A 19,716-nucleotide genomic window follows, 5' to 3' on the forward strand; every position below is an offset into this window, starting at 1 on the left:
CGCGAATCACGGGGCCGGATTAGCCATGCTCTAATCGGTCCCAGTGCAATCCCATCGCATGCAACCAGCGGAGTTGGCCCAGGCCGCGATGACGGCTGCCCTCATGGGCGCCATCGCCGTCGTCTCCATCGTGCTACCCGGCGCAGTGGTGTTCGCTTGGCTGGGGGCGGTGCCGATGGGAGTGCTGTGTTACCGCCACCGCATCCGGGTGGCGTTGGCCGCGTGTGTGGCCGCGGGCCTCATCAGCTTTCTGATCGCCGGATTCGGCGGCCTGGTGTCGGCGTTGACATGCGCGTACATGGGCGCGATTTCCGGTCAGGTGAGACGCCGGAATCGTGGTGCCGCAACAATGTTCGTGGTCGCAGCGCTATGGGGTGTGCTGGTCTCGGCCTTCTGCGTCGGGGTGTTCGCGGCCCTGCGGGGTCTTCGCGAGGTTGTTCTGGGCGCGGTGGCCGCGAATGTCGGCGGATTCGCCACGCTGTTGCACGGCGTGCCACTTCTCGGACAGGCCGCGGCAGGGCTGGACCACGCCGTTGCGGGCTGGCTTGCGCACTGGCCGTGGTTCTTTGGCGTATCGGTGTGGCTCATCGTCATCTTCGGAACATCATTCGGATGGCGGGTGATGACGCCGGTGCTGCGCCGGCTCGAGGAAGTGACCGACCTGGCCTCTGTAGGCATGTTGCCCCCGCCGCACGAAAGCGCACCGCCCGGGCCGCTGCCCACTGTGCTCACCGATGTCGGCTATCGATACGCCGGGGCAGATCGAGATGCGCTGGCACCGGTGACGATGCGGGTCGACATCGGTGAACACATCGCGGTAACCGGCGCCAACGGCACCGGCAAGTCCACCCTCATGCGCATCCTGGCGGGCGTCCCTCCCAGCACCGGAACCATCGAACGCCCCGCCGGGGTGGGACTGGGCCAGGTGGGCGGGACCGCGTTGGTCTTGCAGCACCCGGAGAGTCAGGTGCTCGGACTACGTGTGGGCGACGACATCGTGTGGGGACTGCCGCATGACCGCACCGTCGACATCGAGAGCCTGCTCGCCGAGGTGGGATTGAGCGGGATGGGGGATCGGGACACCGCCGGACTCTCCGGTGGTGAGCTGCAGCGGCTCGCCGTCGCCTCGGCACTGGCCCGCGAACCCGCTCTCTTGATCGCCGATGAGGTCACCACCATGGTCGACCACGGCGGGCGCCAAACGCTCATCAATGTGCTCGACGGACTCACGGCCCACCACCGCCTCGGACTGGTACATATCACCCACTACCCGCAGGAGGCAGACGCTGCCGACCGCGTGGTGGCGCTCGGCGGTATCGAGGTACGGGACGGAACGGAACGCCCCTCCCCCATCGAATCCGATTCCGGCGAGATGATTTTGGATGTGCGAGGAGTCTCGTTCGACTACGCGGCCGGGACGCCGTGGTCACAGCCGGTGCTGCGAAATGTCTCGTTCCAGGTTCGCGCCGGCGACGGGATACTGCTGTGCGGCGGCAACGGTTCTGGCAAGTCCACCCTGGCGTGGATCATGGCAGGCCTGCTGGAACCGTCAGTGGGTCAGTGTCTGCTCGATGGCCGCCCCGCCGCGGAACAGGTCGGCGCGGTCGCGCTGTGCTTCCAGGCCGCACGATTGCAACTGCTGCGCGGGCACGCCGGTGCGGCGGTGGCGGCGCTCGCCGGGTATTCGGCCTCCGATACCGACAGCATCGATCGCGCGTTGGCCTCGGTCAGCCTGGACCCGAAGATCGGTGGGGTGCTCATTGATCGGCTCAGCGGCGGGCAGTTGCGGCGCGTCGCATTGGCCGGCCTGCTGGCCCGCTCGCCGCGCCTGCTGATTCTCGACGAACCACTTGCGGGCTTGGATGTCGATGCCCAAGCAGACCTCATCGATCTGTTGGTACGCATCCGCAATAGCGGTCAGGCCGTCATCGTGATCTCCCACGACACCGACAGTCTGTCGCCATTGTGTCCCCGCACCATTCGGCTGGAGCAGGGCGAGTTGGTGAGTGCCCGATGAGCCAACGACGCCCGTTGATGTTGATGCGGCCGGTCCCCGGGCCCTCACCCATCCATGCGCTGTGGGCCGGCACCAAACTCATCGCCGCACTGGTGATATCGGTGCTGCTGACCGTCATGCCGTCGTGGATCGCGATCGGGCTTGTCGCGCTGCTCATCCTGTTTACCGCGGCACTCGCCGGGATTTCGCCCCGGTGCATCCCCTCCATTCCGCGCGGGGTCTGGCTTCTTGTGGTGGCCGGCAGCCTGTTCACCATCGTCAACGGAGGAGCCCCCGAGCTCAGGCTTGGCCCAGCCACCCTCGGCGTGGGTGGATTCCTGGACTTCCTGCGCGTCACATCGCTGGGACTCGTCTTGATCGGCCTCGGAGCCGTGATCTCATGGACCACACAGGTCGCGGAAATCGCTCCCGCGGTGGCCCTTTTGTGCCGACCGCTACGCATCCTGAGGGTGCCCATCGACGATTGGGCCGTCACCATTTCCCTGGCGTTCCGCATGTTCCCCATGCTGTCCGAAGAGTTCCGACTGTTGGCGGCTGCTCGCAGACTCCAGCCGCCGCAGCCGGAGAAGCCCTCGCGGCGTGCGGAAGTCGTCGATCTGTGTACCGCCGCCATGGTCGTCTCGTTGCGCCGCGCGACCGAGATGGGAGATGCCATCACGGCACGGGGAGGTGCGGGCCGCATCTCCCCGCACCCGATCTATCCGGGCTGGCGCGATGTCCTTGCCGCCGCGGCGCTCGCCGGTGTCGTGACACTCGCGTTCCTGCTGGGCTGAGGCCTCCCAGCCATTCATCAGAAACCGGGAAGCAATCCACAGCAATTCCGAAGAGATCCCGTGGGGAACTTTGATTTTCGCGTCTTAATCTCCTGTTGTCGAAACCCGACCAGTGACAGGAGACAGCGTGATGTCCCTTCGAACCTCGGTGCGTAGCGGTGTCCTCGTGGCCGCTATCGGCTCCTCATTGTTTGGTGCACTTGCGATCCCGGCCGTCGCGTCGGCTGCGCCCGCCACGGAGTACACGACCGACCATGTCGACTGGCGAGGCGGTCATCGCTACTGGGATCACCCGGAATGGGGCCGCGGCTGGAATCGCGGGTATCCCGCACCGGGCTGGGTTCCTCCCCGCGGCTGGTATCCGCCCGCCGATTGGGCCCCGCCCAGCGGTTGGTATCCGCCCGCCGGCTGGGCGCCTCCCGGTGATTGGGTAGGCCCTTGCAGCGGACCACTATTCGATCTGTTCCACCCCGTACGCTGCTTCCGGATATAACTCACCGGGTCAGGTCCGCAGCAGGCCGATCGTGCCCAGCGCCAGCATGAGCACGCCTAGCACCGCGACCATCACCGCGACATCGATCCTGCGGCGGGACTGCACCCAACCGTGTAATGCCGTCAGCACCGCATAGGTCTTGCCAGGCATCGCCGCATAGCTCAGTAGCGGCAGGCCCACCATCGAGAAGGCCACCACATTGAAGAAGAGCAACGCCATGGACTGAACGGGCTGTGTGGCTCCCGAGGCATGGATGAGTGCGATCACCGCGAGAAAGTCGGCGGATGGCAAGGCAATTCCCAATCCGCTCACGCCCGCTACCCACAGTGAGTTGTTCTGCAGGAACCCTCGCACCCGCGTCGCCAGCTTGCCCCCGGTACCTGTGCGCGGCGGTGCGGGAGACCGGCGGACCGACGCGGTAACGGCCAGCACCGCTGCCACGGACAAGGCGAGCACGCCGAGACCGACTTGGATATACGGCCCGGAGATGTCCGCCTTGCCCATCGGCGAAACCCGCAACACGAACAGCAGTGTCAGGCCCAGGCTGAGCCCCATGGCGAAGGCCCCGCACAGAAACACGAACAGCTGCAACAACGGTCGGGGCCGGTTCAGCATCAGGACCGTCAAGCCCAATCGAGTGGGTTCAACACTCACACCGAGGGCCATCAGTAGAACGATGGTCCACATGACTACCGCGCGGGCACAACGTCATTCTGCTCGCAGACCCGTGTGAACGTGGACTTCACGAGGTCTACGTAGCGGGTGATCGATTCCCGCGCAACGGGATTGTCGGGGTACGCGATCATCAGCGTCGTCTCGGTCGGGAACCGCGAGATGAAGATCGTCAGCTGGTACACCGACTTGCTCTCGGCATACAGACCGATGGGATTGCTCACCAAGAGCGGGTTGGTGAACAACTGCGAAAGCGGCGGAGCGCCACCATCGAAGAAGTTGATCATCGGGTGGTACGGCCGCGGCCAGCTCAGCTCCGGCACCAATTCCAGCACCCGGTAGAACGGGACATTCACCAACTGCCTGCCCCGGTCAAAGGATTCCTGCGCCGCGACCGCTGCCTCCCCAAAGGTCCCGTCGACGGGTGCGCTTATCGGCACAAGTCCCGTGAACCATCCCGTCGTGAACATGTCCGCTTCCTCGCGGGCGTCGCTCGGCGTGATCCCGTAATAGGTATCCGTGCCGGTCAATTCACGCTCGGCGAACCCAAGTGCGGCCATCACACCGCCGACGAACCGCGCGCCCGCATCCACGCATCGGGACTCGAACTTCAGCGCCTGCTGCTCATCCAACAGTTGCTCGGTGACGATTGCGGTTCCGCACTGCACCCCGTGATCGCCTAGTGGCAGCGGGAAATCCGGAAGACTGCCGCGATTACTCTCGGCGAACTGCGTCCATTCGCGCACCGGCGCAGAATCGGGAGTCAGCCCCGAAAGGAACTCGTGCTGGCGAATGCAGTAGTCGCCATAACTGCCCGCGGGAGGAAGCTCGATGGGGGCTCCGCCCTGAACCAGCGCCTTATACCCCATGAGGATTTCCATGATCAGCAGGCGCGCGAACGTCGCATCCAGGTGCAGGTGGTCAACGCTGAAGTAAAACGTGAAATGCCCTGAGCTCTGGACGATTCCGAAGCGGAAGCAGTCCCACCGGAACGGGTCCGGAGTCTCCGACACCACCAGCTCACGCACCTCGTCGGACGTCATCTCCCCCAGCTTGACCTGGACGAATTCCACGTCGGCCGGATCGGCGATCGTGCGACGGACAATGTTCTGCTCGTCGTCGAGCGAGAACCAGCTGCGGTAGGTGTCGTGCCGCCGCAAGTGGGCGTTGATCACGTGGCCCATGGCCCGCTTGTCGCACCGGCCCGGCATGTCCAAGGTGAAGACGAGTACCCGCGAGAAATCCAGGCCTTTGGCCGCCTGCCGCAGATAGGTTCGCAGATGCTGCACCTGCATGAAGCTCGGCGGGATCTCGCTGACCGGTGCTTCAAGGGCCTTCGCGTACGACGCCGGCGAAGGCTGCCAGGTAATCACCGACCCCGCAGACGGCTCCCACTTGTCGGTCAACGACACCGTTACTGGTCCACCACGCATTTCAGATCCCCTTAAGACGACGCGACTTCGGATTCCTGGTCGGCCAACTTGTCGTACAGGTGCGACGCCAATGAACGCACTGTCGACACGTCGGCCGGACCAATACGGACGCCGGTGTCCGCCTGGATACGGGTACGAATTTCGAGATTGCCCAACGAGTCCAGCCCGTAGTCCGGCAGGGACCGGTCAGGATCGATGGAGCGCCGCAGCACCAGACCGACCTGTTCGGCCACCAGTTTCCGGAGCCGGGTCGGCCACTCCTCACGTGGCAGCGCGTTGAGCTCATCGAGGAACTTGTTTGTCTCCGTTTGAGTTTGGCCCGCATCCCGGAATGCCTGCGCAAACGGACTGCGTTCGACGAAGTCGGACAACCACGAGATCCCCGCCATCGGCGCATAGGCGGTGTAGGCGCGGTTGTGCCGCAGTACCGTGTCGAAGGCGTAGGCACCCTCATCCGGGAGGATGGCCGCGTCCGCGTTCGCCGCCAGGTGCGTGCCCTGGCCGATCTCCGACCAGGCACCCCAGGCGATCACGGTGGCAGGCAAGCCCTGTGCCCGCCGCCAGTGTGTGAATCCGTCGAGCCAGCTGTTGGCCGCCGCGTACGCACCTTGCCCCGGCGAGCCCACCAGTGCCGCGATCGACGAGAACGAGCAGAACCAGTCCAGCGGCTGATCCGCGGTGGCCTCGTGCAGGTTCCAGGCACCGTGCACCTTGGGTCGCCAGTCACCGCGATCGATCAGCTCGTCGGTGATGTTGGCCAGCGTGGCATCGTGAACCAGCGCTGCCGCGTGCAGCACGCCGCGCACCGGTTTCCCGGTCGCCGTGGCCGTCGCGACCAGTCGCTGTGCCGTCTCCGGCTCGGCGATATCACCCAGCACCACGTCGATCTCGGTGCCCGCCTGCCGGATCTGCTCGATGACGGCCAGCGCCTCCGGCTTCGGAGCACTGCGGCCGTTGAGGATGATCCGCCCGACTCCGGCCGCTGCCAGCTTTCGTGCCAGGAACAATCCCAGCCCGCCGAGGCCGCCGGTGATGACGTACGCCCCTTCCCTGCGGAAGGCCGGTGCGTGCGACGGCGGGATCACCGCGTCAACCTCTCCGGCCTTGGGTAGGTCCAGGACCAGCTTGCCGGTATGTCCGGCGGCACCCATCACCCGGATCGACTCCGCGGCCTCCTGCAACGGCGACGGCGAGATCTCCGGCAACGGCAGCACGCCGTCTGCCATCTGCCGATAGAGCGCGGTCAGGGTCCGGTAGATCGCCTGCGGTCGTGTCTTCGACACCAGGACGAGGTCGACGGCGTGGAACGACAGGTTGCGACGGAACGGGAACAGGCCCAGCCGGGTGTCGCCGTAGATGTCACGCTTGCCGATCTCGATGAAGCGGCCACCGAAGCTCAGCAGTTCCACACCGGCCCGCTGCGCGGCACCGGTGAGCGAATTGAGCACGATATCAACACCGTAGCCGTCGGTATCGCGACGAATCAGATCAGCGAAGTCCGTGCTGCGAGAGTCATATACATGCTTGATTCCCCAGCTGCGCAGTAGATCTCGCCGCTCTTGGCTGCCCGCTGTGGCGAAGATCTCCGCACCGGCGGCACGCGCGATGGCAATGGCCGCCTGCCCCACTCCACCGGTGCCGGAGTGGATCAGCACCTTGTCGTCCGCGGAGATCCTGGCCAGTTCATGCAGCCCGTACCACGCCGTGACGTGGGCGCCCGGGACCGCCGCAGCCTCCCTATCGGGTACCTCTGCCGGGAGCGTCGCGGCAAGGTTGGCATCGACCACTACGAAGCTCCTCCAGGCACCGGTCGGTGTCATACCGCCTACCCGGTCGCCGACCTGATGCTGGGTCACTCCTTCGCCCACGGCCGTCACCACGCCCGCGAAATCCACACCGAGCTCTTGTCGGCCTTCGAAACTCGAGTATCGGCCGTACACGTTCAGCACGTCGGCGAAGTTGATGCTGGTGGCGGTGACCGAGACTTCGATCTGCCCCGGCCCCGGGGCCACTCGATCGAACGCGACGAATCCCAGCGACTGCAGGTCGCCAGGCGTCCGCACCTCGAACCGGACACCTTCGTTGTCGGGTGTCGCCACGGTACTGCGCCAATCGTCGGGACCGAGCGGACCCAGGTTCAGGCGCGCCCGGTACCAGTGGTCGTCACGCCATGCCGTCTCGTCCTCTTCGGAACCCGAGACCAGCTCTCCCGCCACATTCTGTGCGGCGGTGTGGCTGTCGACGTCAACATGCGTGACTCGCAGGTGCGGGTACTCGGCTCCGATGACGCGCACCAAACCCCGGAGCCCTGCCTGCTCCAGGTTGGTCACGTCGCCGTCCACGACCGTCTGTGCGTTGCGAGTCAGCACATACAGTCGCGGCGGCTCTCCGGGCAGATCCACCAATTCCCGGGTGATCCGCACCAGGTGCCGAACCTGGTCGGCACCTTGCAGGGCCACGCGATCGGCACCACCTTCGGCTCCCGGCGCCGTGACGACGAGGACGCCGTCGAAGGTGCCGCCCTCCAGCTGGTCATACAGAAGCTTCAGCGCCGCAACACGATCGGTATCCGGGCGCCACTGGATCAGTGCCACCTCGCTGTCGCGCAACTTGAGTGAATCGATCAGTTCCGTTGCCCACGGGTCCACGCTCTCGCCGGTGCTGACCAACAGCCACCGGCGCGGACCGCCCGATACCGCCTCCGGTAACCGCTGCTGCTGCCATTCGATGGCCAGCAGACGATTGTTGAGCAGCTGATCACGCTGCTCGTCGTCGGAGGCCCCGGTACCGAACCGGAAGCCCCGCACGGCAAGCACAATGCCGCCGTTCTCGTCCAGCAGGTCGATATCTGCTTCAACCTCGTTCCCGATCACCTTGGTCACCCTGGTGTAGCAGTACTGGGTGGAACGTGCGGATTGGTAAGCGTGCAGGCTGCGCACCCCCTTGGGAAGCGGTAGCGCATTCTTACTGGCCGCCTGAACATCCGGGAGCGCGATGACGGATTGGAAGCAGGCGTCCAGCAGCGCGGGGTGCACGATGTAGCTGCCCTGCTGCGCCCGAACCTCGCGGGGCAGCGACACCTCGGCCAGCACCGACCTGACGGTCTCGTCGCCGTGGTACGCCACGGCCAGCCCCTGGAAGGCCGGGCCGTATTGAACGCCCCTCTCGTCGAACGACTCTCGCAAGTCGTCGCCCTCTGCGCGGTGCGGGTGCTCCGCACGCAAGGCGGCCAGGTCGTATGCGACAGGAGTGTCGACCTCGACACCAAGACCCAGGACCGCCGCGGCGCGTTTGGCGGCGTCGCCGTCATCGTGGGTCTCCACCACGAACTCGAGCGCACCCGGTGACTTCACCGTCGCCGTAGCCGATATCGGTGTCGTCTCCCCCAAGGTCAGCAGCTGTTCGAACGAGATGTCCCGCACCACAGAACCTTCCCCGAACACTGCGGCCGATGCCGACAATGCCATCTCGCAATACGCGGCACCCGGGTACACGGCCACATGGCGAACCTGATGATCGGCGATCCAAGGCTGTGCCACCGTGCCGACATCCGCCTGCCAGATGTAGCGCTCCGGTTCCTCGGTCAACCGCACATGTGCGCCGAGCAGAGGGTGCACCGCGACCGTGTGACCAGCCTGGCCCTGTTGCGTCTGCGCGGAGAGATCCAACAGATACGACTGACGCGTCCAGGTGGGCAGCGGTACATCCACCAGTTCTCCCGACGGGTAGAGCACCGAGAAGTCCACCGCACCGCCGGCCTTGTACAGATCTCCGATGAAGTCGCGCAGGCCGTGCGGCAGCTCCTGCTCGCGACGCATACCGGCCAGGGCCACCATCGGAATGTCCAGGCTCCGTGCGGTCTGTTCTGCCGGATACACCAACAGCGGGTGCGGTGCCAGCTCACCGAATACGCGATACCCATCGTCCAGCGCGGCTTGCACCGCCGCCGCGAAGCGCACCGTGTGCCGCAGGTTGTCCACCCAGTAGTCGGCGTCCATGACGGGCTTTTCGCGCGGGTCAAACGACACCGAAGAGTACAGCGGGACAACGGGTGTCCGTGGCGTCAGATCTTCGAGAGCGTCGGCGAGGTCGTCGAGGATCGGGTCGACCTGTGGCGAATGCGACGCGACGTCGACCGCCACCTCGCGGGCCATCAGCCCGCGATCCGACCATTCGGCGATCAGCTGACGCACGGTCTCCGTCGCGCCGCCGACGACGGTGGACTGCGGTGAGGCGACCACCGCCAGGACCACATCGTGAATCTCGCGGTCGGCAAGCTCGGACACCACCTGCTGAGCCGGCAGGTCGACGGAAGCCATCGCGCCGGCACCCGAGATACGCAACATCAATTGGGAGCGACGGCAGATCACCTTGACACCGTCTTCCAAGGACAACGCCTCGGAGACAACGGCGGCCGCGACCTCGCCCATCGAGTGTCCGATGACCGCACCGGGCTTCACCCCGTACGAGGCCGCGGTAGCCGCCAACGAGACCTGCATCGCGAACAGCGTGGGCTGGACCCGATCGATACCCGTGACCGTCTCCGGCGCCGAGATCGCCTCGGTGACCGAGAACCCGGACTCCGCCTCGATCAGTGGCTCAAGGCGCGCGATGGTCGCGGCGAATACCGGTTCCTTGCTGAGTAGTTCGGCGCCCATACCCGCCCATTGCGAACCCTGACCGGAGAAGAGCCAGACCGGGCCGCGGTCATCCTCCGCAACGGCCGCCTGGTAGGGAGCCTCATCGTCGGCCACCTCGCGCAGCCCGGCAACCAGTTCGTCGGCGTTGGTGGCCACCACGGTGGTGCGCACCGGTCGGTGCGCCCGTCGACGCGCCAGGGTGTACCCCACGTCACCGATCGACACGCCGTCGCGCTCGGACAGCCAGTCGGCCAATCTGCCCGCAGTTCGGCGCAACTCGTCGGCAGACGTCGACGACACCGGGAAGACGAGCTGCGACCCCAGGGGCGATTCCACGAGAGTTCCCGAAGATACGGCCGGCGGAGCTTGTTCCACCACCGCGTGAACATTGGAACCCGACATTCCGTAGGCCGATACCCCGGCCCGCCGCGGCCCCTCGATCTTCCCGGGCCATGGGATAACCGATTGCGGCACAAAAAGGTTCGTTGCGACACCGGCGAGCTTGTCGGGGATCCCGGTGAAATGCAGATTCGGCGGAACGACCCCATGCTCCACCGCGAGAATGATCTTCATCAGCCCCAGCGCACCGGCCGCCGACATGGTGTGTCCAAAATTGGTCTTCACCGACCCCACCGCACAGGGCCCGTCGACTCCGTAAACCTGCGCCAGGCCGGTGTACTCAATGGGATCACCCACGGGCGTGCCGGTGCCGTGCGCCTCGATAAGCCCGACGGTGTTGGCATCCACACCCGCGGCCGCCAGCGCAGTGCGGCACGCCGCCGCCTGCGCGTCCGAGGACGGAGTCGACTGGTTCACCGTGCGCCCATCCTGATTCGAAGCCGTGCCCCGCACGACCGCCAAAATCCGGTCCCCGTCTCGCACCGCATCGTCCAACCGCTTCAGCAGAATCATGACGCAGCCCTCAGACATCACGAAACCGTCGGCCTCGCCGGTGAATGTGTGGCAGCGTCCGGTCGGAGAGAGCATGCGCTGCTGCGAGGCACCGACATACCTGCGCGGTTCCAACACCAGGTTGACGCCGCCGGCCAGCACGAGATCACTTTCGCCCGCCGCCAGACTCTGACACCCCATATGCACAGTCGCCAACCCCGCGGCGCACCCGGCATCGACCGTCAGCGATGGTCCATGCACACCCAGGGCGTACGAGATACGCCCCGATGCCATGCAGAAGTTCGTGCCCGCGAATCCGTAGGGACCGCCGAGATCCGCCGCGTCCGCGGCCACCAACTGGTAGTCGTTGTGCGTCACCCCGACAAACACCCCGGTCTGGGAACCCGCAAGGGCCCGCGGGTTGATACCCGCGTGTTCGACTGCCTGCCAGGATGTTTCGAGTAGCACGCGGTGTTGGGGGTCGATCGAGACGGCCTCGCGCTCATTGATGCTGAAGAAATCCGCGTCAAATCCACCGACGTCATCCAGGAAGGCACCCCACTTGGAGGGAGACTTGCCCGGCACACCCGACTCCGGGTCGTAGTACTCCCCCAGATCCCAGCGCGCGGGAGGCACCTCGGTGATGAAGTCCTCACCCTGCAGCAAAGCCTGCCAGAACTGCTCGGGTGACTCGATCCCACCCGGCAGCCGGCACCCCAGTCCGATAACTGCAACAGGGGTTACAGACGCGTTTTTCATCTTGCTACGTCCTCCTCGCACACCAAATACGCCTGGTAGTAGAACTGAAGGTAACTAGCAGTAGAGCCCGACAGACCTAAACATAGGGTGCGCGAAAGGAATTCGCGACTCGGGAGATCAGGATCACAGTGCCTCACCGTCGACCGTCTTGCGACATCGCGAAATGGCCGTTTCCATACGGCTAAACCGCCCCGCATTAACAGTCCATTGATAACCAGGAAACACGGAATTCATAAATTATCCAGAGCAACTATACGTTAGCCATCATGCGATTTACCGCGCTCAATGTCTCACATTAACCCATTCCAACACCCCTATTCAGTCCCTATCTACAAGCACATTTCGTCGACTCGAAGAAAATCTCACAGTTCACTCACAGCTATTCATATGGTTTGCGGTATGCGCATACGTCCAAAACATCGAACCCGTAATTGCCTATGAAATATTTATGCGATTTACTCACCGTGAGTGGAAACTCGCGAGGCCACAGATGTGGGCCTAGATCCGGCATGACTTGAGATTTCCTTTTCGGCAAGATCCACCATTGAGACCGTGTCGACAGCCCGCTGCGACGCCGCCGCGGTGCGGCCCCCGCCTGCCTGCGGCCTGCCCTGGCGCCTGACCGCGGCACTCCGCCCGCTGATGATGCTCTTAGACATCCAATAGTTAGCTCGCCCGTGTCGCGTGCGGAACGGAAATCAAGTACCGTCCCCAGCATCAGACGGAACTCAAGTTCCGTTGGGCAACGGCGCCACACTCGACCAGCCGTGACAGTTCCCGCGCGTGACCCGCGCGCATATGCCAACACCATTGAACACAAAGGGGTTTGGGATGTTTCGTACTATCCGAAGGATCTGGATGCCGCTCCTGATCGCAGCGGTGGTGGCGATCGGCGGATTCGCGGTCTTCCGGGTTCGTGGGATTTTCGGATCGGAGTCCTTCGGCTCCTCGGCAGATAACAACGCCAAGGACGCTGTCCCCTACAACCCAAAGACTCTCGTATACGAGATATTTGGCCAGCCCGGCGCAATGGCGGATGTGAACTACTTCAACGAGGATGCGCAGCCGACCCGCGTGGACAGCGTGCAACTGCCCTGGGCGTTCAAGATAGTCTCCACGCTGCCGTCATTGAGCGGAAACATTGTCGCGCAGGGCAATGGCGACCAGATCGGATGCCGGATCACCGTCAACGGTGAGGTCAAGATGGAACGAGTTTCCAACGAACACAACGCGTACATCTACTGCCTGGTGAAGTCCGCATGAGGCACGGCAACGGGGACCACGCCGCGCGCCCCCCACGGCTCGCACGGATGATCCGGACCTTGTCGATTCCGATCATCCTCTTCTGGCTGGGCATCGCAATCGTCCTGAACATCGTCACTCCCTCTCTGGACGAGGTAGGCAAGGCGCATTCAGTGTCGATGTCTCCCAAGGACGCCCCGTCGATGATCGCAATGATGCACGCGGGGAAGGTATTCGGAGAGTTCGACTCGGACAGTTCGGTCATGATCGTACTGGAGGGGCAGCAGGAACTGGCCGACGAAGCGCACCGCTTCTACGACGAGATCATCAAGAAGCTTAAGGCCGATCCAACCCACATTCAGCACATCTCCGACTACTGGGGCGACCCGCTGACCGCCTCCGGCGCGCAGAGCGCGGATGGGAAATCCGCCTACGTACAGGTGAATCTCGCCGGCGACCAGGGCACCACCTTGGCGAATGAGTCCGTCGATGCCGTCCGCAAGATCATTGCCGAAACCCCCGGCCCCGCAGGCGTACAGGCCTATGTGACCGGCGGGACCGCCGCAAGCGCCGATACCGGCACGGCGGGCAACAAGAGCATGCAGAAGACGACACTGATCGCGGTCGGTGTTGTCCTGCTCATGCTGCTGCTCGTCTATCGATCGGTGATCACCACCGTCGTGGCGCTGGTGATCGTGGGGCTGGAGCTCACGGCGGGTCAGGGGGTGGTCGCGACACTGGGCAATCTCAATGTGATCGGGTTGTCCACCTACGCCGTCAGCATGGTCACCATGCTCGGCATCGCCGCCGGCACCGACTACGTGATCTTCCTCCTTGGGCGCTATCACGAGGCACGGCATCGAGGGGAAGACCGCGAAAAGGCTTTCTACACGGCATATTCGGGTGTTTCACACGTCATCCTGGGATCCGGGCTCACGATCGTCGGCGCGACGCTATGCCTCAGCTTGACCCGACTGCCGCTTTTCCGGTCGATGGGCGTGCCCTGCGCTCTGGTCATTTTGGTAATTGTCGCGGCCGCCCTGACACTGGCCCCCGCGGTGCTGGCATTGGGCAGCCGTTTCGGTCTGTTCGAACCCAAACGTAAATACGACGAAGGAGGCTGGCGACGCATTGGTGCGGCCGTGGTGCGCTGGCCCGGGCCAATTCTCGTCGTCACCTGCGGAATCGCCTTGGTGGGTCTACTCACCTTGCCGGGGTACACGCCGGGCTACGACGATCGGCAGTACATGCCCGACGACGTCCCCTCGAAGGTCGGGTATGCCGCGGCGGAACGGCATTTCTCGCCGGCCCGGATGAATCCCGAGATGCTCATGATCGAAGCCGATCATGATCTGCGTAATCCGTCAGACATGCTGGTCATCGACAGGATCGCCAAGACCGCATTCCATGCCCGCGGGGTGGGCCGGGTACAGGCGATCACCCGTCCGCTGGGAACACCCATCGAGCACAGCTCAATACCGTTCCAGATAGGTCTGCAGGGGGCCGGTCAGATTCAGAACATGAAGTACATGAAGGACCGCATGGCCGACATGCTGACCATGGCGGACCAAATGGGAACCTTGATCGGCACCATGGAGCGCGTGTACGGCATGATGCGCGAACTCACCGACATCATGCACGACATGACCGGCCAGATGAAGGTGATGCAAGGCAAGATGCACGACATGCGTGACCTGATGGCCACTTTCGACGACTTCTTCAGGCCGATTCGCAACTACTTCTACTGGGAGAAGCACTGCGCCGACATCCCGATCTGCTGGGCGTCCCGAACGGTCTTCGATGCCCTCGACGGTGTCGACGCGATGGTCGAGGACATGGACGGCATGCTGGTGAACATGGACAAAGTCGATGTCCTGATGCCACGCATGCTCGCCGAATTTCCACCCATGATCGCGATCATGAAGTCCATGCACGGCACGCTGCTGACCATGCACAGCACCATGTCCGGGATCATGAACCAGATGGATGAGAGCACCAAGAACTCCACCCTGATAGGCAAGTACTTCGACCAGGCCAAGAACGACGACTCGTTCTATCTGCCACCAGAGGTGTTCGACAACCCCGACTTCAAGCGTGGTCTGAAGATGTTCCTCTCCCCGGACGGGAAGGCCGTCCGGATGACCGTCTCGCATCAGGGCAACCCCGCCTCGGTAGAGGGAATCGCGACCGTCGGCAATATCAAAGAGGCAGTGGCGGATTCGATCAAAGGCACACCGCTGGAGAACGCCAAGATCTTTCTGGGCGGCACCGCCGCGACAAACAGAGATCTACAGGAAGGGGCAAAGTACGACCTCATCCTCGCGGGCATCGCGTCCCTCTGCCTGATCTTCATCATCATGCTGCTGGTCACCGGCAGTGTCGTCGCGGCACTTGTCATCGTCGGTACCGTCGCGGTGTCGCTCGGCGCGTCCGTCGGTGTCTCGGTATTGATTTGGCAGGACCTATTGGGCATGGACCTGCATTGGTTCGTGGTCCCGCTATCGGTGATCATCCTGCTGGCCGTGGGCTCGGACTACAACCTGCTGCTCATCGCCCGCTTCAAAGAAGAACTCCACGGTGGACTCAAGACCGGCTTCATCCGGGCCATGGGCGGCAGCGGCAAGGTGGTCACCAACGCCGGCCTGGTGTTCGCATTCACCATGTGCGCCATGGTCGTCAGCGATCTGCGCATCGTCGGGCAGCTCGGCACCACGATCGGGCTGGGTCTGCTCTTCGACACCCTGATCGTGCGGTCGTTCATGATGCCGTCCATCGCCGCCCTACTGGGCCGTTGGTTCTGGTGGCCGCTGCAAATCCGCACGCACGGAACGGCGCGGGTTCGATGACGAAAAACTCGGCGATTCAACGACAACGGACATCCGGGCGTCTCAACAGATCACTGGACGTCGCAATCCTGGAGGCCGCGTTTGTCACGCTCGCCGAGCAGGGCTATGACGCGATGAGCATGGATGAAATCGCCACGCGCGCCGGCGTGGGTAAGGCCGCGATCTATCGCCGCTGGTCCTCCAAGGCGGCGCTCACCGCAGACGCTATCTTGCATGGGCGACCCTCCCTGGGGAAGCTCGATGAGGTACCGGACACCGGGAGCCTGCGCAGTGACTTGCATTCTCTGTACGAGGCAAGGGATTTCAACGACGACCACATCCTCACGGGCAACCTGCTTGCCGGGATCATCGCCGAAGCCGTCAACGAACCGACCCTGGCCGCCGCCCTCGACGATCTGTTGGTTTCCCAATCCCAGAAACGGATGGAGCTCGTGTTCGCGCGTGCGGTCGAACGCGGCGAGATAGCGCAGGGTCGCGACTTGTCGCTCGTCTACGACATTCCGTTGGGCCTGAGCCTGACCGCGGCCCTCAAAAGGACCGTCATCGACGAGAGATACATGCGCCGTATGGTCGACGAGGTGATCCTCCCCCTGGTGCAGGCTCCCATCCCCCCTACGTGATACTCCCCCGCCGTGTCACGGGACCGCGGCGGGGTCCGCCGGCTTACTAGTCGCCAAATCCACCGCTTGCCTTGACACCACCGGAAGCACCGGCGCCCCCCATTCCGCCGGACATCCGCGGTCCACGCGCACCGGACATCGACGGCGGCAGCCGGTTCCCGCGCGACACATTCAATGCGGGCAACTGCCCCGGTGCGACCACCGGACCGTAGGGAGCCGGACCGGGCGGTGGCAACTCTGCCGACGCCGGTGCGGCGAGCCCGGCGGTGAGCCCCGTCAAAACCACCGCCACAGACAGCACCCGAATCATCGAGCGACTCCCTCGCCCGTTCCATGCGGGTCCTCCAACTGCCCGCCGGTCATTCCACCGCTGATGCGATGGGTGTATCCCGCCTCGAGCCCGGCCGTAACCTGCGCGCCCCGGCCCGGGCGAGGCAACAGTCCAAAGGCCGGCTGCGACGGCGTGGCCGCATGGTTGTTCGGCGCCCCGCCCGGGACCGCTACCGGCACCGCGGGCATCGGGTTTATCGGTACCGGTTCAGCCGCTGCGACCGCCGCAGGTGCCTGCCATGTCCCGAGGACCAAAAGAATTGCTACACAGTATGTTCGCATTGTCAGATCCTGATCGGATCGCCATAGATCGCGAACTCGGTGTGACCGGTCTCGGTAGATACACGCAAGGAGGCAAAGGACCGGACGGTGACATCGCCTCCGCACGCGTCGGCTTTCAGATGGACGTTGTCCAGATCCAAGGCTCCGGTGTTGCCCCGCGACAACACCATATTGCCCAGCGGCAAGTTGACGATGACGCCCGGTTGCAACACGGTTTGTACAAAGCCGCTGACTCCGGCGCTACCCCCGACGCCCACCGTTTGCAGGGGAAGCACACCAAGGTTCACCGACGGCGCGACGCCGGCGGATCCGCCGATCTGCAACCCTGAGGACACATCGGACTGACAGCCAAGTTGGTAGCCGATGAGAAAGAGGCTATCGGTGATGGGGTTGGTGCCACCGGTCGCGGTTGCGGTACCCGAGAGCGTGACGAAGGCCTCCCTGGAGTTGGTGGCCGCCGCCAGATTGGGCACCGAATTCACACGTTCGTTGTCCAACCGGATCTCCAGACGCCATCCGTCCCGCGTGGTCCTCGAATACAACTGCGACGCCATGTCGACGGGCTCCGCGATGGCGTTGACCGCTTCCGTCAAGCCAAATACGGCCACCAGAAGACCTGTGGCGATGAGGCGGGCAATCATGAGATCCACCACTGCGCCCGCGAGCCGGGTGCCGCTAGGGATGGGAGAGACAGCGCATCGCGGCGCACGTTCATCAACAACAAAAATTTATAGATACAGGCAGAGATCACCACAAGAAACGGTCCAATCAACGGATATGGAGCCGGCCAGGCGCACGGAAAAGACGCCCTGCACGGCTAGTGAGGGTTTGCAGATGCACACGACGGCAGCGATGACCGTCCGGCAACCCTCAGCGCCGATTGATTCGTAAGTGCAGAAGCCTTTGTCGCCCAAAATTTTCCGGGCCTCGTGAAATCACCGCGCCACGTCGCGACATCAACACAATCAGCAGCGCAGCGCCGCCAAGAGAAATGATCGATACGGCATGAGGCAGCCAGACCGGCTCACCAACCAGCCCGAGGCGAAGACGAGTGGCTGCCACGCCGTGCTGCACCAGTTCCCAGTGATGGGCCTCAACGGTGTCATATAAGGACACCGGGGCGGTAGCGTCCGCCAAATGCGAACTCTCGCCCGGCAATAGGCACGCGCCCCCGACCAACAAACACAAAATCGCCAGCACGGCTGCGGAATACAGCTGGTACTTAGGTACCCCGCGACCAGACATACCGACGATGGTACCAGGAAGATTTTCGGAACTACGGGGCTAGATACATTTCGTTCTCGAAATACCTTCTGTCACAGCGGTTTCTAGCGTAACAATGTCAGCGGTTTTGTCGGTGACTGTCCTTACGATGCACGTATGAGTTCGATCGAGGTGTTGGAGGCGGCGGTTGATGTCTTCTGCGCTGACACTTTGGATGGACTCTCGAACGCTGAGCTGCTGGCGGTGTTGGCGCGGGTGGAGGTGGCCCAACGGCGGCTCACCTCTGCCTCACACGCCGGGATTGCGCAGTTGGTGCGGCAGGCGTCCCCAGTGGAGTTGGGTGGGACGTCGCATGCGGATGTGTTGTCCCGGCGCCTACATATCAGTAAGGGTGCGGCGCGGCGCCGGATCGCCGATGCGCAGCAGTTGGCGCCGCGGCGGGCGTTGACCGGTGAGGTGTTGGCGCCGCAGCTGCCGAATGTGGCTGCGGCCCTTGAGCGCGGCGATATTGGTGAGGAGCATGTGCGGATCGTTCGGCAGTTCTTTGACCGGTTGCCGGTGGTGGTGGATGCCCCGACCCGGGAGGCGGCCGAACAACAACTTGCCGCGATGGCGTGCCAGTTTCGGCCCGAACAGCTGCGTACCGGTGCCGAACGGATGATGGCGTTGTTGAATCCGGACGGGGAATTCTGCGAGGCGGATCGGGCGCGGCGCCGCGGGGTCAGCATCGGACACCAAGGCTTCGACGGCATGTCCCCGATTTCGGGTTTGTTGGATCCGGAGACGCGGGCCTATCTGGATGCGGTGTTTACGAAACTGGCCGCCCCCGGCATGTGCAACCCGACTGACCAATCCCCACAAGTGGATGGGGAGCCGTCACCGGAAGCTGCCGATCACGACACCCGCACCCCGGCGCAACGCAACCACGACGCACTGCGCGCGTGCCTGCGATCCACCTTGGCGTCCGGGGAATTGGGTTCGCATCATGGCCTACCGGTCACCGTCATCGTCACCACCACCTTGCGAGAGTTGGAATCAGCAGCCCGGATCGCCACTGCCGGCGCCGACACCCGCCTGCCTATGCCGGACCTGATCCGCATGGCATCGCACGCTCACCACTACTTGAGCATCTTCGATGACGACGGGCGCCCCCTGTATTTGGGACGTGCCAAGCGGATCGCCTCACCGAATCAGCGGATCGTGTTACACGCCCACGACCGTGGCTGCACCCACCCCGGCTGCAGCGTGCCCGGATATCTCTGCGAGGTCCACCACCTCACCGAATGGGCCGAGGACGGACCCACCGACATCGACAACCTCACCTTCGCCTGCGCACCACACCACCGCCTGCTCAACCACGGCTGGAACACCCGAAAACGCACCGACGGCACCACCGAATGGATACCCCCACCACAACGCGATATTGACGACCTACGCACCATGAATCTGGAACTCCCCACACCTCAACCGGATTGAGGCGTTGCGTCAGCTCAG

The 19,716-nt window shown here is 63.9% G+C and carries 14 protein-coding genes; 7 read left to right on the top strand and 7 right to left on the bottom strand.

All coding sequences use genetic code 11. The annotated features are described in order from the left end of the window. Positions 1-58: 58 nt before the first annotated feature. From BKG76_RS23730 to BKG76_RS25050, 3 genes are all read left to right on the top strand, one after another. Positions 59-2,017, top strand: coding sequence for an ABC transporter ATP-binding protein (locus BKG76_RS23730; RefSeq protein ID WP_070940198.1), 1,959 nt, complete (start codon positions 59-61; stop codon positions 2,015-2,017). After that, positions 2,014-2,790, top strand: coding sequence for an energy-coupling factor transporter transmembrane component T family protein (locus tag BKG76_RS23735; protein ID WP_070940199.1), 777 nt, complete (start codon positions 2,014-2,016; stop codon positions 2,788-2,790). Before BKG76_RS23730 ends, BKG76_RS23735 begins: the two co-directional genes overlap by 4 nt. A 130-nt stretch (positions 2,791-2,920) precedes the next feature. Continuing rightward, the gene (locus BKG76_RS25050; protein ID WP_131815842.1) at positions 2,921-3,283 is read left to right on the top strand and encodes a hypothetical protein; all 363 of its coding nucleotides are present in this window, start codon (positions 2,921-2,923) and stop codon (positions 3,281-3,283) included. Positions 3,284-3,292: 9 nt separating this feature from the next. On the opposite strand, the gene BKG76_RS23740 is transcribed toward BKG76_RS25050, so the two are convergent. The 3 genes from BKG76_RS23740 to pks2 are packed head-to-tail and all read right to left on the bottom strand — an operon-like array spanning position 3,293 to position 11,678. Further along, positions 3,293-3,970: a GAP family protein gene (locus BKG76_RS23740; RefSeq protein ID WP_070940200.1), complete on the bottom strand. Its 678-nt coding sequence runs from the start codon at positions 3,968-3,970 to the stop codon at positions 3,293-3,295. Between the two features lie 2 nt (positions 3,971-3,972). Then, a complete protein-coding gene (locus tag BKG76_RS23745) occupies positions 3,973-5,388 on the bottom strand; it encodes a condensation domain-containing protein (RefSeq protein ID WP_070940201.1) in 1,416 nt (471 codons plus the stop codon). Positions 5,389-5,399: 11 nt separating this feature from the next. Beyond that, on the bottom strand, positions 5,400-11,678 hold the full coding sequence (gene pks2 / locus BKG76_RS23750; RefSeq protein WP_070940202.1) for a sulfolipid-1 biosynthesis phthioceranic/hydroxyphthioceranic acid synthase: 6,279 nt from the start codon (positions 11,676-11,678) through the stop codon (positions 5,400-5,402). 831 nt (positions 11,679-12,509) lie between these two features. On the opposite strand from pks2, the gene BKG76_RS23755 reads away from it, so the two are divergent. From BKG76_RS23755 to BKG76_RS23765, 3 genes are read left to right on the top strand one after another with little or no spacing between them, the layout of a single operon-like run. After that, positions 12,510-12,941 carry an MmpS family protein gene (locus tag BKG76_RS23755; protein WP_070940203.1) on the top strand — a complete coding sequence of 144 codons (432 nt, stop codon included), beginning with the start codon at positions 12,510-12,512 and terminating at the stop codon, positions 12,939-12,941. Next, positions 12,938-15,766, top strand: a complete 2,829-nt coding sequence (locus tag BKG76_RS23760; protein WP_109420996.1) for an MMPL/RND family transporter — start codon at positions 12,938-12,940, stop codon at positions 15,764-15,766. Before BKG76_RS23755 ends, BKG76_RS23760 begins: the two co-directional genes overlap by 4 nt. Further along, positions 15,763-16,386, top strand: a complete 624-nt coding sequence (locus BKG76_RS23765) for a TetR/AcrR family transcriptional regulator (protein ID WP_070940269.1) — start codon at positions 15,763-15,765, stop codon at positions 16,384-16,386. The genes BKG76_RS23760 and BKG76_RS23765 overlap by 4 nt, the downstream gene beginning before the upstream one ends. 46 nt (positions 16,387-16,432) lie before the next feature. On the opposite strand, the gene BKG76_RS23770 is transcribed toward BKG76_RS23765, so the two are convergent. The 4 genes from BKG76_RS23770 to BKG76_RS24695 all read right to left on the bottom strand — a co-directional run bounded on the left by BKG76_RS23770 (position 16,433) and on the right by BKG76_RS24695 (position 18,156). Next, positions 16,433-16,696, bottom strand: coding sequence for a hypothetical protein (locus BKG76_RS23770; protein WP_070940204.1), 264 nt, complete (start codon positions 16,694-16,696; stop codon positions 16,433-16,435). Then, entirely contained in the window at positions 16,693-16,998 is a 306-nt protein-coding gene (locus BKG76_RS23775) for a hypothetical protein (protein WP_070940205.1), read from the bottom strand. Before BKG76_RS23775 ends, BKG76_RS23770 begins: the two co-directional genes overlap by 4 nt. Before the next feature lie 2 nt (positions 16,999-17,000). Further along, positions 17,001-17,639 carry an MspA family porin gene (locus BKG76_RS23780; protein ID WP_070940271.1) on the bottom strand — a complete coding sequence of 213 codons (639 nt, stop codon included), beginning with the start codon at positions 17,637-17,639 and terminating at the stop codon, positions 17,001-17,003. A gap of 229 nt (positions 17,640-17,868) precedes the next feature. Further along, positions 17,869-18,156 (bottom strand): hypothetical protein, encoded by a 288-nt coding sequence (locus BKG76_RS24695; protein ID WP_083338222.1) that lies wholly within the window; start codon positions 18,154-18,156, stop codon positions 17,869-17,871. A 222-nt stretch (positions 18,157-18,378) separates the two neighbouring features. Between BKG76_RS24695 and BKG76_RS23785 the strand changes: the two genes are divergently transcribed. Next, on the top strand, positions 18,379-19,698 hold the full coding sequence (locus BKG76_RS23785; RefSeq protein WP_070940206.1) for an HNH endonuclease signature motif containing protein: 1,320 nt from the start codon (positions 18,379-18,381) through the stop codon (positions 19,696-19,698). Positions 19,699-19,716 lie beyond the last annotated feature (18 nt).

Source organism: Mycobacteroides franklinii, assembly GCF_001853795.1.
Lineage (GTDB): Bacteria > Actinomycetota > Actinomycetes > Mycobacteriales > Mycobacteriaceae > Mycobacterium > Mycobacterium franklinii.

Bases quoted from the DNA above. Each gene is read 5' to 3' on its own strand.
- BKG76_RS23780 (WP_070940271.1), bottom strand. From the start codon at position 17,639: ATGATTGCCCGCCTCATCGCCACAGGTCTTCTGGTGGCCGTATTTGGC.
- BKG76_RS23775 (WP_070940205.1), bottom strand. From the start codon at position 16,998: ATGCGAACATACTGTGTAGCAATTCTTTTGGTCCTCGGGACATGGCAG.
- BKG76_RS23740 (WP_070940200.1), bottom strand. From the start codon at position 3,970: ATGTGGACCATCGTTCTACTGATGGCCCTCGGTGTGAGTGTTGAACCC.
- pks2 (WP_070940202.1), bottom strand. From the start codon at position 11,678: ATGAAAAACGCGTCTGTAACCCCTGTTGCAGTTATCGGACTGGGGTGC.
- BKG76_RS23745 (WP_070940201.1), bottom strand. From the start codon at position 5,388: ATGCGTGGTGGACCAGTAACGGTGTCGTTGACCGACAAGTGGGAGCCG.
- BKG76_RS23785 (WP_070940206.1), top strand. From the start codon at position 18,379: ATGAGTTCGATCGAGGTGTTGGAGGCGGCGGTTGATGTCTTCTGCGCT.
- BKG76_RS23735 (WP_070940199.1), top strand. From the start codon at position 2,014: ATGAGCCAACGACGCCCGTTGATGTTGATGCGGCCGGTCCCCGGGCCC.
- BKG76_RS25050 (WP_131815842.1), top strand. From the start codon at position 2,921: ATGTCCCTTCGAACCTCGGTGCGTAGCGGTGTCCTCGTGGCCGCTATC.
- BKG76_RS23730 (WP_070940198.1), top strand. From the start codon at position 59: ATGCAACCAGCGGAGTTGGCCCAGGCCGCGATGACGGCTGCCCTCATG.
- BKG76_RS23760 (WP_109420996.1), top strand. From the start codon at position 12,938: ATGAGGCACGGCAACGGGGACCACGCCGCGCGCCCCCCACGGCTCGCA.
- BKG76_RS23765 (WP_070940269.1), top strand. From the start codon at position 15,763: ATGACGAAAAACTCGGCGATTCAACGACAACGGACATCCGGGCGTCTC.
- BKG76_RS23755 (WP_070940203.1), top strand. From the start codon at position 12,510: ATGTTTCGTACTATCCGAAGGATCTGGATGCCGCTCCTGATCGCAGCG.
- BKG76_RS23770 (WP_070940204.1), bottom strand. From the start codon at position 16,696: ATGATTCGGGTGCTGTCTGTGGCGGTGGTTTTGACGGGGCTCACCGCC.